Here is a 13,170-nt window from a genome sequence, read left to right on the forward strand (position 1 = left end):
TTCCATCAGATTGCCGTGGGCGACAATGTGGCGGTGCGCAAACTGCTGATCGGGCTCACCGCGACCGTGACCGCGCTCATCGTCGGGGTTGTCGGGGCCGATTTCGGCTCCGCGATCTATGCCGAGTACCGACTGGCCCGCAACGTCCGCACTGCCGCCGGCCTGAACTGGGACCCGTGGGTCGCGATCCTGGGTTTCCCCTTCCTCACCCAGGTCCGCAACCATCGCTACAAGGAGATCGAGATCCGTGCCGCCGGCGTCGATCACCCGGTGGTCGGCAGGGTCTCGCTGGAGGCCACCCTGCACGGCATCGACACCATCGATTCGTCGTGGCTGATCCCGCCCGACGCGAAACTGCCCGTCACGAAGGCCGAGAGCCGCATCATCATCGACTCCACCCACATCGGCAGGTTCATGGGCATCGACGACCTGTTGGTGGAGGCTCCCTCGCGGGAAACCAACGACGCCACCGGGGGCACCACCGAGTCCGGCATCTCCAGCAGTCAGGGGCTGGTGTTCACCGGAACCCCCAAGGGCTCCGGGTTGGACAAGCGGGTCAGCGTCGCGGTCGACCTGTCCTTCGCCGACCGGGACGACACTACCCTGGTCCTGACCGCGACCGGGATCCTGACCGGCCCTGGAACCGCTGACGAGCCGGTACCCGACGAGAAGACCGCAGCGGTGCTGGCCGAGTTCAGCCACACCATCACCGGGCAGAAACTGCCGTTCGGGATCGCCCCGACCACGGCGGGTGCGCGTGGCTCCGACGTGATCATCGAGGGGATCGCCTCGGGAGTAACCATCGACCTGGCGGGGTTCAGACAGTAATGAGCTCTTCGATGGTGCTGGCGATCGTGGTGCTGATCGCCGCGCTCGGGGTGGCCTACGTGATCGGTCGCCTGATCACGCTGCGCTCCGGCCTGATCAGGGCGGGTGACGAGGCTGCCAGCATCGACACCAGTGACCTCGGGCTGTCCCACACCGGCCCGACGGTGCTGCACTTCACGGCCGAATGGTGCGGGCCCTGCGCCGGGGTGCGGCGTGTTGTCGACCAGGTCTGTGCCGAGCTACCCGAGGTTGCTCACGTCGAAATCGACATGGACGCCAATCCCGAAGCCGCCAGGCGGCTTTCGGTGCTGTCGCTCCCCACCACCATCATCTTCGACAGTGATGGACGGCCCCGATACCGCACCAGCGGGGTCCCCAAGGCCGCTGACCTGCGCTCCGCGCTGGAACCACTGTTGGCTTGACGCGGCGGTTATTGGGTAAGCTGTCGGTCGTGTCAGCCCGCCTTGAGCTTGTGCTCACCAAGCGCCGCGCAGTAGATCTGTGCCGCGTCGCGGGTTGCTGCTGTTGTTGTTGCTGCTGTTGAGCGCAGCCGCGCGCTTTTGCGCGCCCGCTCGGGCCTTGTGCCCTGAGCCTGCACACAACCGGACCTTCGACAACACCAGGAGTTTGTTCACATGCCATCGACATCAACCCCTATCGCTGGCGTTCAGCCTGCCCAGGTGGACGTGCGGGGGCCGCGGTTCGCGGCCTGGGTCACCACCGCGGTACTGATCGGCACGCTGCTGGTCGCCGGGGTCAATGAGCTCGCGGCCGCGGCGCTTTTGGGCGCCCAGGCGGTGGTGTTCGCGATCGGCGCGGTCGGCGGCCCGCGCAAGCATCCGTACGGCCGGTTGTTCGCCACCTTCATCGCACCGCGCCTGGCGCCCGTTGCCGAACGTGAGCCGGTGCCGCCGCTGAAGTTCGCCCAACTGGTCGGCTTCGTGTTCGCCGTCGTGGGTACCGCAGGGTTCGCCTTCGGCATCACCGCGCTCGGCCTGACCGCCACCGCGTTCGCGTTGGTGGCGGCCTTCCTCAACGCCGCCTTCGGCATCTGCCTGGGTTGCCAGATCTACCCGCTGGTGGCCCGGTTGCGCCGCGCCCCCAGTCCCGCATGACATCCGCCCGACATATCAAATAGCAAGCAACCGAAAGGAATTCGTACATGGCACGTTCCGACGTCCTGGTCTCGACCGAATGGGCCGGGAGCAACCTCGACACCGCCGGCGTGGTGTTCGTCGAGGTCGACGAGAACACCAGCGCTTACGACGACGAGGGGCACATCCCCGGCGCCGTGAAACTCGACTGGAAAGACGATCTGCAGGACGCCGTCAAGCGTGACTTCGTCGACCAGCAGCAGTTCTCGAAGCTGTTGTCCGACAAGGGCATCGGCAACGACGACACGGTGGTCCTGTACGGCGGCAACAACAACTGGTTCGCCGCCTATGCCTACTGGTACTTCAAGCTGTACGGCCACGCCGACGTCAAGCTGCTCGACGGTGGCCGCAAGCGCTGGGAGCTCGACGCACGTCCGCTGGTCAAGGACGCCGTCAGCCGCCCCGCCACCTCCTACGCCGCCCAGCCCCTCGACAACAACATCCGGGCGTACCGCGACGAGGTCATCGACGCGATCGGTACGAAGAACCTGGTCGACGTGCGTTCGCCTGACGAGTTCTCCGGCAAGATCCTGGCGCCGGCGCACCTGCCGCAGGAGCAGAGCCAGCGGCCCGGGCATATCCCCAGCGCCATCAACGTTCCGTGGAGCAAGGCAGCCAACGAGGACGGCACCTTCAAGTCCGACGAGGACCTGGCCAAGCTCTATGCGGCGGCGGGTCTCGACGGCGAGAAGGAGACCATCGCCTACTGCCGGATCGGTGAGCGTTCCTCGCACACCTGGTTCGTGCTGCAGGAGCTGCTGGGACACCAGAACGTCAAGAACTACGACGGCAGTTGGACGGAATACGGCTCCCTGGTGGGCGCCCCGATCGAGTTGGGAAGTTGATATGTGCTCTGCACCGAAGCAAGGACTGACGTTGCCGGCCGGCGTCGACCTGGAGAAGGAAACCGTCATCACCGGTCGCGTGGTGGACGGCTCCGGCCAGGCGGTCGGCGGCGCCTTCGTGCGCCTGCTGGACTCAAGCGACGAGTTCACCGCTGAGGTTGTGGCCTCGGCAACCGGCGATTTCCGGTTCTTCGCCGCTCCGGGCACCTGGACGCTGCGCGCCCTGTCCCCCGCGGGCAACGGCGATGCCAGCGTGGCCCCGTCCGGCGCCGGCATCCACGAGGTCGACGTCAAGGTCGCCTAGCGACGATCAAGGCGAGGCACGAGCCGATGAGGAGCTAGGCCATCGGCACCGCTTAACACCCAACCGCTCGAACGTGGGCTTGTGTACGAGGATTCGCACGTTTCCCGCACACAGGCCCGCGTTCGGCTGGTATAGGGCGTCCCGACCCGGGGCGCCGACACCCTCGACTAGGAACTAGACTCTCTCCCGTGGTGCTCTTCTTCGAGATAATGCTCGTCGCGGCCGTCGTGGTTATCACGTGGTTCGCGTTGTACGCGCTGTACCGCCTCGTCACCGACGAGTCGTGACCTCCGACCGAGACATTCCACCCGACGCCCCGGCCACGCAGCCGGGGTCCGGTGACCGCGCCGTAGCGGCAGCCGCCGAACGGGCCAAGGTCACGGCCGCCCGCAACATTCCGGTCTTCGACGATCTGCCGATGCCTGCCGATACCGCGAATCTGCGCGACCGCGTCGGTCTCAACGACGCGCTGCTGGCGCTGCTGCCATTGGTCGGCGTCTGGCGCGGTGAAGGCGAAGGCCGCGACACCCACGGCGACTACCGGTTCGGTCAGCAGATCGTCGTCTCCCATGACGGTGGCGACTACCTGAACTGGGACTCTCGGTCGTGGCGGTTGAGCGAATCGGGTGAATACGACTCACCGGGCCTCCGCGAAACCGGGTTCTGGCGATTCGTGACCGATCCCGACGATCCGACCGGCCGCGACGAGTCACAGGCCATCGAACTGCTGCTGGCCCATTCGGCCGGCTATGTCGAACTTTTCTACGGCAAGCCCCTCACACAGGCTTCCTGGGAGCTGGTCACCGATGCGCTGGCCCGCAGTAAGTCCGGGCTGCTGGTGGGCGGCGCCAAACGGCTCTACGGCATCGTCGAAGGCGGCGACCTGGGCTACGTGGAGGAACGTGTGGACGCTGACGGCGGTCTGGTACCGCATCTGTCGGCCCGGCTGTCACGGTTTGTCGGCTGATGCGCCGGCCCATCATCGCGGCAGGTCTGCTTGCCGCAGCAGCATTCCTCGGTGCGTGTTCGTCGGAAGGGCCGCAACCGGCTCCGACTTCGCCGCCGCCCGAGCACGGGACCTATGCACACTGCCTGTCCGAGCACGGTGTGCCCTCGGCGCCGGGCCCGGTCGCCGGGCCACCGTCGGGGGTCGACGAGCAGACCTGGCAGCAGGCCATCAAGGCATGTTCGACGCTGGCGCCGGGCCCGAGTTAGTTCTCGCCTTAGTTCTCGCCGCGGCGCCGCACCGTCCTGGGGTCGCGAAGGCCCGTTGGACGCACCAGGTTCGGCCTGCCCCAGACATGGGGCGGCCCCCGAGCCTTGGTACCTGGTTGGACTGACCGAGGGGCTCGGGGGCCGGGTGGCTGCGGGGAATTCGCCAGCGCGCGCAGGCAATACCCCGGCGCTGCTAGCGGGCAGCCACCTCACATGTCCATAAGTCATTCACTTGACGGACCACCTCCTTCCCTGTGTGTCCACGAAGGTACCCCCGTCTGACCAGCCCGACAAGCGATTTAACTGCAGCTCAGCGATCGCAGACGATCGCCGCGTCCACCAGGCCGGAGATGTCGGCGGCGAGCGGCGCATCGGGCAGTCGCTGCCCGTCCAATGTGTGCACGCGAGCTGCGAGGGTGATACTGGAAACCAGCCAAACCCCTTGCGCGGTAAACAGATCCGCCGGTTTGAGCGCGCGGAAGTCGCAGTCGTAGCCTTTGTTGCGGGCCACCTCGAACAGGGCCTGCTGAGTGGTGCCGCGCAGGATCGGGTACCAGGGCGGCGGTGTGAGCAGCAGTGGCTGGCCGTCGGGGCCTTCGCTCGCGATCACCACGGTGGAGCGCGGGCCTTCCAGCAGATAGCCGTCGGAGCTCACGAAGATCACGTCGCCGGCGCCGTGACGTTCGGCGTGCCGCAGCGCGGCCATGTTCACCGCGTAGGACAGGGTCTTGGCACCCGCTGCCAGCCACGGCATGTCGCCGGCCCCCAGCGGCAACCCGCGGTCCAGGGTGATCGCCGCCAACCCGTCGCGTCGCACGCCGGCCACCCGGTCGGCCAGTGCGCCGATGGTGGTGAATGCGGTCGCCGGGCCGCCGCTCTCGCGGCCCCGGCTGTACACCAGGCGCAGCACGCCGTCGCCGTCGTTGTCGGCGATCCAGCACTCGGTCCCCAGAGCTATCGCCGCTCGCCAGGCGTCCAGGTCCGGCTCGGGCAGATCCAGCATCTTGGCGGATTGGGCCAGCCGGGCCAGATGCGCCTCCAGCAGGCAGGGGCTGCCGTCGCGCACCAGCAGCGTCTCGAAGACCCCGTCGCCGCGTACCGCGGCCAGGTCGTCGGCGTGCAGCAGCGGGGCGTTGGGGTCGTGGATCTGCCCGTCAAGGGTGACCAGCACGGCTGGTGGGCTCGCCATGGGGCCCCAGCGTAGTTTGCGCCCGCGAGCAGCTTGGAGGAAGAGCGACAAACGTACAGTTGGCCTATGACTGCACTACCGTCAGCGGTTCCGGCGCCCGAGGCAGGTCCAGACGCGGGCGCCATTTGGCATTACGGTGATCCGCTCGGGGAACAGCGCGCCGCAGCAGACGCCGCGGTCGTGGTGGACCGGTCACACCGGGCAGTCCTCACCCTGGCCGGCAAGGACCGTCAGACGTGGCTGCACAGCATCTCCAGTCAGCACGTCAGCGCGTTGCCGGACGGTGCGGTCACCGAGAATCTGAGCCTGGACCTGCAAGGCCGTGTCGAAGATCACTGGATCCAGACCGACCTCGGCGGCACCACCTACGTGGACACCGAACCGTGGCGGGGCGAGCCGCTGCTGGCCTACCTACGCAAGATGGTGTTCTGGGCCGACGTGCAGATCGAGCCGGCCGATATGGCGGTGTTGTCACTACTGGGGCCGGGGCTGGCCGATGAGCAGGTCATCACGGCCCTGGGTTGCGAGGAACTGCCACAGGAGTCGACGGCGGCGGCGCTGCCCGGCGGCGGCTTCCTGCGCCGGCTGCCTGCCCCCGGATTCGAACTCGACCTGGTGGTGCCGCGTGCGTCAGTCGCCGAATACACCCGGCGGCTCACCGACGCCGGGGTCCGGCCGGCCGGGGTGTGGGCCTATGAGGCGCACCGGGTGGCGGCCGGAAGGCCGCGGCTGGGGGTGGACACCGATGAGCGGACCATCCCGCACGAGGTCGGTTGGATCGGCGGCCCCGGTTCCGGTGCGGTGCACCTGGACAAGGGCTGCTACCGCGGCCAGGAGACCGTCGCGCGGGTGCACAACCTCGGCAAACCACCCCGGATGCTGGTGATCCTGCAACTCGATGGCTCCGCTGACCGACCAGTGACCGGCGACACGGTGACCGCGGGCGGGCGCAATGTCGGCCGCATCGGCACCGTCGTCGAGCATGCCGACGACGGACCGATCGCGTTGGCCCTGCTCAAGCGGGCATTGCCGGTCGATACCGAGCTGGTCGCCGGGGCCGAGGCGCAGGCGCCGGCCGTGATCGACCCGGATTCCATGCCCGGCGCCGATGCCACCGCCGGAGCCGGCCGGGCTGCAGTCGAGCGGCTCCGGCGCCGTTAGCCCGTGAAACTGCGCATCAGCACGTAAGCTCACCCGGTCAACGACGACGTGACGTCCGTCTCTTCGCGAATTCTGCGTTCCTGGTGACGGTCGTGAAGCTGTGCGACGACGCAGGGCAGCCGGGCCCCCTCCGCTCACCGTGAGGCAGGGCCTGACAGCACTTCGCGGGCGGGCACGGTAAAGTGTCGGCAGGACAATAAAGACACACAGATCGGAGCCGCCTAGCTATTGGGCCGCTCCGTTATTGCGCGAGGGGGTCCCCCATGGGCCGCGGCCGGGCTAAGGCAAAGCAGACCAAGGTTGCACGTGACCTGAAGTACAGCTCGCCGAATACCGACTTCAGTCAGCTCCAACGTGAGCTGTCGGGATCTCCCGATTCCGGTGACGCCAATGACGACGCCGAAGACTGGTCGGGCGAGGATGACTGGCGGCGCTGAGCCGTCGCCACTCCGTTTTAGAACTTAGATCCAGGTCGCGCTGACTGCGTACGTTGCTTATCAGCGCGACCTGTCTAATCACCTAAAACCGCGGATGCTGTCCAACCAGCTGGGCGCGCACACTGTCCTTGCCGCCCTTCTTCACGGTTCCCAGCGTCCAGCAGTTCAGGTGACGTGCGGTCAGGATTGCCAGTGCACGGTCGGTGTCCTCAGGGGCGACGACCGCGACCATCCCGATACCCATGTTGAGCGTCTTCTCCATCTCGGCACGCTCGACGCGGCCGCGCTGGGCGATCATCTGGAACACGGGTGCCGGTGTCCACGTGCCGCGATCCAGTTCTGCGGTCAGTCCGTGGGGCACGACGCGCTCCAGGTTGCCCGCCAATCCGCCACCGGTGACGTGGCAGAACGTGCGGACCTGTGTCTCGGCGGCCAGCGCCAGGCAGTCCTTGGCGTAGATGCGGGTCGGCTCCAGCAGCTCCTCGCCGAGCGTGCGGCCGAATTCCTCGACGTGGCCGGCCAGGTTCATCCGGTCGATCTCCAGCAGCACCTTGCGGGCCAGCGAGTAGCCGTTGGAATGCAGTCCGCTGGATGCCATGGCGATGATCACGTCGCCGGGTCGGACCCGGTCGGGACCGAGCACGTTGTCCGCTTCGACGATGCCGACGCCGGTCGCGGAGATGTCATAGTGGTCGGGTTCCATCAGTCCGGGGTGTTCGGCCGTCTCGCCGCCCAGCAGGGCGCAGCCCGCCTGGACGCAACCCTCGGCGATACCGGACACGATCGCGCTGACCCGCTCCGGAACGGTGCGGCCGACAGCGATGTAGTCCTGCAGGAACAGCGGTTCGGCACCGCACACTACGAGGTCGTCGACCACCATGGCGACCAGGTCCAGCCCGACGGTGTCGTGCTTGTCCATGGCCTGTGCCACGGCGAGCTTGGTGCCCACGCCGTCGGTCGAGGCGGCCAGCACCGGCTCGCGGTACCCGCCCCGCAGGGCGAACAACCCGGCAAAGCCGCCCAGGCCACCCCTGACCTCCGGACGGGTCGCCTTCGCGGCGAGAGGTTTGAAGAGTTCGACGGCGCGGTCACCGGCTTCGATGTCCACTCCGGCCGAAGCGTAGGAAATGCTGCTGTGTTCGGCGATGCCGTGCTGTTCGGCGCCCTTAGTCATCGCAAGCAAGGCTACCGCCCCGCCATTGCACGGGTATAGCGCAGGAGGCGTTAAGGCCTCTTCAAGGCTGAGCCGTCAAGGACGCCACGACGGCTGAGCCGTCAAGGACGCCTGAGCGCCGATGCGTTGTCGTTGTCGGGCTGCAGCGGGATACCGGTGCGCGCCGCGGTGGCCAGCATCTGCTCGACGACGTTCTTGCCCAGCGCGGTCTCGCCGGGCAGCTCGATCGGGTAGTTCCCGTCGAAGCAGGCCGAACACAGCCGGGTCGGGGGTTGTTCGGTGGCCGCGATCATGCCCTGCTGGGAGATGTAGCCCAGGCTGTCGGCTCCGATGGCGTGCCGTACCGCCTCCAGCATCTCGCCCTGGTGCTCGGCGGGTGCGGCGTTGGCGATCAACTCGGCCGGGGTGGCGAAGTCGATGCCGTAGAAGCAGGGCCAGCGCACCGGCGGCGAGGCGATCCGGACGTGGACCTCCAGCGCTCCGGCCTCGCGCAGCATCCTGACCAGTGCGCGCTGGGTGTTGCCGCGCACGATCGAATCGTCGACGACGATCAGCCGTTTGCCGCGGATCACTTCCCGCAGCGGGTTGAGCTTGAGCCGGATGCCCAGCTGCCGAATGGTCTGCGAGGGCTGGATGAACGTGCGGCCCACGTAGGCGTTCTTCATCAGGCCCTGGCCGAACGGGATCCCGGATTCCTGCGCGTAACCAACAGCGGCCGGCGTTCCCGACTCGGGGACGCCGATCACCAGGTCCGCGTCGATCGGGTGCTCGCGGGCAAGCCGACGGCCGATGTCCACGCGCGTGGCATGCACAGAGCGGCCACCGATCACGCTGTCCGGGCGGGCCAGGTAGACGTACTCGAAGACGCAACCCTTGGGTTCGGGGTTGGCGAACCGGGTGGAGCGCACCCCGTCGGCGTCGATGGCCAGCAGCTCACCGGGTTCGATATCGCGGACGAACGAGGCGCCGACGATGTCGAGCGCGGCGGTCTCGGAGGCGACCACCCAGCCGCGGTCGAGCCGGCCCAACGCCAGTGGACGCACCCCGTGCGGGTCACGCGCGGCGTAGAGGGTGTTCTCATCCATGAAGGTCAGGCAGAAGGCGCCCCGCACGGTGGGCAGCAAATCCAGCGCGGCCTGCTCCAGGGTTGCGTCGGCGGCGCCGTGGGCCAGCAGTGCGCCCAGGATGTCGGAGTCCGTTGTGGCGGCGATGGTGGCCGTCGACGATCTCGTGTCGATCAGCCCGGCTTCGCGGGCCCGGGCGGCCAGTTCGGCGGTGTTGACCAGGTTGCCGTTGTGGCCGAGTGCGACGCCGGTGCCGACGGCGGTATTGCGGAACACCGGCTGGGCGTTCTCCCACGTGGTGGACCCGGTGGTGGAGTAACGGCAGTGCCCGACGGCGACATGGCCCGGCATCGCGGCCAGAGTCTGCTCGTCGAACACCTGGCTGACCAGACCGAGATCTTTGAACACCAGGATCTGCGAACCGTCGGAAACTGCGATGCCCGCGGCTTCCTGGCCACGGTGCTGCAACGCGTACAGGCCGTAGTAGGTGAGCTTGGCGACGTCTTCGCCCGGGGCCCAGACCCCGAATACACCGCACTCTTCGCGCGGTTCGTTCTCGTCGAGTTGCTGACCAGTCACGATAGGGCTGCTCCCGGGGCGGCGGTTGGTGACATAACCGAGTCTACGGTCCAGGTGGGCCAAGGAAAGAATCGAATGGCCGCTCTGGCTCCGGCATTTACAACAGCGGACGGCATGATCGCGATTCCCGCGCCGCTGCCCGGTGGTGTGGCCGGCCACACCCGAATCCGTCGGGATAACCCCATCGACCCACCACATGCCAACGGCAAGGATGGTTTTCGTGACGCGCCACCTCTCGGAGAAACCGACAACCGAACCCCTCGATTCCGACGCGGCGACTGGGCGGCAAACGTGGCCGGAGGTGACGAAGATCGCATTCCGGTTCTGCTTCCTGTACTTCGGCCTGTTCTGTCTGTTGTTCGCGCAGATCACCTTTACCTTCCTGGGGGTTGTCAGCCGCTGGCTGCCGGAGCAGGCGGTGATGTGGCAGATGACTGTGCTGGACCCGGTGCTGCGCTGGGTCGGCAGCCATGTCTTCGGCGTCGAGGCGGCGCTGCATCAGGACTCGGGCAGCGGGGACCAGGCCGCGATCTGGGTGATGACCTTCTGCCTGCTCGCGTTTTCGGTCGTCGGCACTGCGGTGTGGTCGTGGGTGGACCGGCAGCGGCAGGACTACTCGAGGCTGTGGGCCTGGTTCCTGACGTTTGTGCGGCTGTGTGTGGCCGGTCAGATGCTGTTCTACGGATTCGCCAAGCTGATCCCGACACAGATGCCGGCTCCGCCGCTGGCGGCTCTGCTGCGCCCGTACGGCGACTTCAGCCCGGCCTCGGTGCTGTGGCTGCAGGTCGGTAGCTCCTATCCGTACGAGATGACGCTGGGTGCGGTCGAGGTTCTCGCCGGGCTGCTGTTGTTCCTGCCGCGGACCGCGACGCTGGGCGCGTTGCTCGGGGTGGCCAGCATGGTGCAGGTGTTCCTGCTGAACATGACCTTCGACGTGCCGGTGAAGATTCTGTCCGGACATCTGCTGTTGATGGGTCTGATCCTGCTGGCCCCGCAAGGCCGGCGGCTGGCCGACTTCCTGGTGCTGCAGCGCAACACCGAACCAGCCGTGCAACCCGAACTGTTCGCCGGTGCCCGGGCCAACAGCATCGCGACGCGGTTCCAGGCCGTACTCGGCATCTGGATGGTGGTCGGCTGTCTGCTGACCGGCTGGCAGAGCTGGAGCGAGTACGGCGGTGGCCGCGCCAAACCCGAGTTGTACGGGATCTGGACGGTGAGCCGGTTCGATGTCGACGGCAGGACGGCACCCCCGCTGACCACCGATCAATACCGTTGGCAGCGAGTCGTTTTCGATTTGCCCGAGGTGCTGACCTATCAGCAGATGAACGGCGAATTGGTGGATGCCCCGGTCGAGGTCGACGGGGATCGGCTGACGGTGTCGGGACCGGACGGCTCACCTCTGGCCAACCTGACCGCATCGCGACCGTCACCGCAGGAATTGCAGCTCACCGGTGAGTTGTCCGGCCGGAGCGTCATGATCCGGCTGGACCGGATGGATCTCCACCAGTTCACTTTGCGTAACCGGGGCTTCCACTGGGTGCAGGAGTACCCGTACTTCAGGTGAATCAGTGAGGTCGGTCCGCCAACGGCACCAGCGGCAACCACCGCGCCAGTTCACCGGCCCGCGATCCCGACATCTGCACCGCGGAACCGGCTGCGTCGAGATCGAGCAGTCCGGTGGCCAGCAGCAGCCAGGTCCGCGGGTCGGTTTCCACCACGTTGGGCGGATTGCCGCGGGTGTGCCGCGGCCCGGCGATGCACTGCACCGCGACGAAGGGGGGCACCCGCACCTCGACGCTGGCACCCGGGGCCATCGCCGCCAGGGTGCGCGCGGTCAGCCGGACCGCCTCGGCAAGTTCGGTGCGGGCGGGTTTCGGATGGCTGGGTGCGCGCAACCAGTCGGCCACGACGGCGACCGCCGCCCTGGTCTTTTGCGGATCAACACTGCCTCGCGGGGCCATGCCATAGAGTCTCGCAAAGTGTTTGCCGATCACCGAAATCCGCCGTACCGCATGGCCGGTGCAGTGTTTCTGGCGATCATTGCGCTGATCCTGGGGTTGATCGTGGCGCAGTTCCGGGGCACTTTCGAACCCAAGGCTCCGCTGATGCTGCTGGCCTCACGCGCAGGCCTGGTCCTCGATCCGGGTTCGAAGGTGACCTTCAACGGGGTTCCGATCGGCCGGGTGGGCGCGGTGAGCGCCGACTCTGATCCGGTCCGGGCTCTGGTACGTCTCGACATCAACCCGAAGTACCTGGACCTGCTGCCGGCCAACGTGCAGACCTCGATCCAGGCAACCACCGTGTTCGGCAACAAGTACGTGGCCTTCACATCACCGGAACATCCGAGCCCACAACGGGTTTCGAGTTCCACCCCGCTCGACGTCACGGCAGTCACCACCGAGTTCAACACGTTGTTCGAGACGATCACCGCGATCACCGAACAGGTCGACCCGATCAAGCTGAACCAAACCCTGTCCGCCACCGCCCAGGCGTTGTCCGGGCTGGGCAGTGCTTTCGGACAGTCGCTGGCCGACGGCAACACCATCCTCGACGATGTGAACCCGCGCATGCCTGCGCTGCGCCACGACATCGCCGCGCTGGCCGATCTCGGCGAACGCTATGCGGCGGCCGGACCTGACCTGTTCGACGGCCTCGCCAACGCCGTGAGCAGCGCCGCCACGTTCAACTCCCAACGCGGTCACCTCGACGCCGCGCTGGTCGCGGCGATCGGTTTCGCCGGAACCGGTTCCGACATCCTCGAGCGCGGTGGCCCGTATCTGCAGCGCGGGGCGCAGGATCTGATCCCGACGTCGACGCTGTTCGACAAGTACCAGGGGCAGTTGTTCTGCACTATCCGCAACTACCACGACGTCGCGCCCGCCTTCTATGCGACGTTCGGCGGCGACAACGGATATTCCTTCGAAAGCACGGGGACCTTGTCGAGCATCGGTGTGGGCAACACCTACGTGTACCCGGACAACCTGCCCCGGGTGAACGCCAAGGGCGGGCCCGAGGGTAAGCCCGGCTGCTGGAAGCCGATCACCGCCGACCTGTGGCCTGCGCCGTATCTGGTGATGGACACCGGGCTGTCGATCGCGCCGTACAACCACGTCGAGCTGGGCTCGCCGATCTTCGTCGACTACGTCTGGGGGCGGCAGATCGGTGAGCCCACGATCAATCCGTGACCGCTCTACGATCTTGACCCAGAGGATTCGGGCGA

The 13,170-nt window shown here is 67.1% G+C and carries 16 protein-coding genes; 12 read left to right on the top strand and 4 right to left on the bottom strand.

The window, feature by feature from the left end:
* Nucleotides 1-15: 15 nt before the first annotated feature.
* The 8 genes from lmeA to HBE63_RS21310 all read left to right on the top strand — a co-directional run bounded on the left by lmeA (nt 16) and on the right by HBE63_RS21310 (nt 4,346).
* On the top strand, nt 16-828 hold the full coding sequence (gene lmeA / locus HBE63_RS21280; protein WP_166906520.1) for a mannan chain length control protein LmeA: 813 nt from the start codon (nt 16-18) through the stop codon (nt 826-828).
* Nucleotides 828-1,250, top strand: a complete 423-nt coding sequence (locus tag HBE63_RS21285) for a thioredoxin family protein (RefSeq protein ID WP_166906521.1) — start codon at nt 828-830, stop codon at nt 1,248-1,250. The genes lmeA and HBE63_RS21285 overlap by 1 nt, the downstream gene beginning before the upstream one ends.
* A gap of 50 nt (nt 1,251-1,300) precedes the next feature.
* Nucleotides 1,301-1,372, top strand: coding sequence for a putative leader peptide (locus tag HBE63_RS31960; RefSeq protein ID WP_371815049.1), 72 nt, complete (start codon nt 1,301-1,303; stop codon nt 1,370-1,372).
* 91 nt (nt 1,373-1,463) lie between these two features.
* Nucleotides 1,464-1,943 (top strand): DUF4395 domain-containing protein, encoded by a 480-nt coding sequence (locus HBE63_RS21290; RefSeq protein ID WP_166906522.1) that lies wholly within the window; start codon nt 1,464-1,466, stop codon nt 1,941-1,943.
* Nucleotides 1,944-1,990: 47 nt separating this feature from the next.
* Complete coding sequence (locus tag HBE63_RS21295) at nt 1,991-2,827, top strand: sulfurtransferase (RefSeq protein WP_166906523.1); 837 nt, start codon at nt 1,991-1,993, stop codon at nt 2,825-2,827.
* Nucleotide 2,828: 1 nt separating this feature from the next.
* Complete coding sequence (locus HBE63_RS21300; RefSeq protein WP_029110402.1) at nt 2,829-3,131, top strand: DUF1416 domain-containing protein; 303 nt, start codon at nt 2,829-2,831, stop codon at nt 3,129-3,131.
* 283 nt (nt 3,132-3,414) lie between these two features.
* Nucleotides 3,415-4,098, top strand: a complete 684-nt coding sequence (locus HBE63_RS21305) for an FABP family protein (RefSeq protein ID WP_166906524.1) — start codon at nt 3,415-3,417, stop codon at nt 4,096-4,098.
* Complete coding sequence (locus tag HBE63_RS21310) at nt 4,098-4,346, top strand: hypothetical protein (protein WP_166906525.1); 249 nt, start codon at nt 4,098-4,100, stop codon at nt 4,344-4,346. Before HBE63_RS21305 ends, HBE63_RS21310 begins: the two co-directional genes overlap by 1 nt.
* Before the next feature lie 310 nt (nt 4,347-4,656).
* On the opposite strand, the gene HBE63_RS21315 is transcribed toward HBE63_RS21310, so the two are convergent.
* A complete protein-coding gene (locus HBE63_RS21315; RefSeq protein WP_166906526.1) occupies nt 4,657-5,535 on the bottom strand; it encodes an aminodeoxychorismate lyase in 879 nt (292 codons plus the stop codon).
* A gap of 66 nt (nt 5,536-5,601) precedes the next feature.
* Between HBE63_RS21315 and HBE63_RS21320 the strand changes: the two genes are divergently transcribed.
* Nucleotides 5,602-6,696 (top strand): folate-binding protein YgfZ, encoded by a 1,095-nt coding sequence (locus HBE63_RS21320; RefSeq protein WP_166906527.1) that lies wholly within the window; start codon nt 5,602-5,604, stop codon nt 6,694-6,696.
* Between the two features lie 263 nt (nt 6,697-6,959).
* The gene (locus tag HBE63_RS21325) at nt 6,960-7,133 is read left to right on the top strand and encodes a DUF3073 domain-containing protein (protein ID WP_082449106.1); all 174 of its coding nucleotides are present in this window, start codon (nt 6,960-6,962) and stop codon (nt 7,131-7,133) included.
* A gap of 82 nt (nt 7,134-7,215) precedes the next feature.
* Here the strand turns inward: HBE63_RS21325 and purM are convergent, their stop codons facing one another.
* Together purM and purF are read right to left on the bottom strand one after the other, a co-directional pair.
* Nucleotides 7,216-8,307 (bottom strand): phosphoribosylformylglycinamidine cyclo-ligase, encoded by a 1,092-nt coding sequence (purM, locus tag HBE63_RS21330; RefSeq protein WP_166906528.1) that lies wholly within the window; start codon nt 8,305-8,307, stop codon nt 7,216-7,218.
* Between the two features lie 101 nt (nt 8,308-8,408).
* Nucleotides 8,409-9,950, bottom strand: a complete 1,542-nt coding sequence (gene purF / locus HBE63_RS21335; protein WP_166906529.1) for an amidophosphoribosyltransferase — start codon at nt 9,948-9,950, stop codon at nt 8,409-8,411.
* A gap of 301 nt (nt 9,951-10,251) precedes the next feature.
* Between purF and HBE63_RS21340 the strand changes: the two genes are divergently transcribed.
* Nucleotides 10,252-11,514 carry a DoxX family protein gene (locus HBE63_RS21340; RefSeq protein ID WP_166906530.1) on the top strand — a complete coding sequence of 421 codons (1,263 nt, stop codon included), beginning with the start codon at nt 10,252-10,254 and terminating at the stop codon, nt 11,512-11,514.
* A gap of 1 nt (nt 11,515) precedes the next feature.
* Here the strand turns inward: HBE63_RS21340 and HBE63_RS21345 are convergent, their stop codons facing one another.
* Entirely contained in the window at nt 11,516-11,911 is a 396-nt protein-coding gene (locus HBE63_RS21345) for a sterol carrier family protein (protein ID WP_166906531.1), read from the bottom strand.
* Nucleotides 11,912-11,962: 51 nt separating this feature from the next.
* Between HBE63_RS21345 and HBE63_RS21350 the strand changes: the two genes are divergently transcribed.
* The gene (locus HBE63_RS21350; RefSeq protein WP_166910033.1) at nt 11,963-13,135 is read left to right on the top strand and encodes an MCE family protein; all 1,173 of its coding nucleotides are present in this window, start codon (nt 11,963-11,965) and stop codon (nt 13,133-13,135) included.
* Nucleotides 13,136-13,170 lie beyond the last annotated feature (35 nt).

Source organism: Mycobacterium sp. DL440, from assembly GCF_011745145.1.
Classification (GTDB): Bacteria; Actinomycetota; Actinomycetes; order Mycobacteriales; family Mycobacteriaceae; genus Mycobacterium.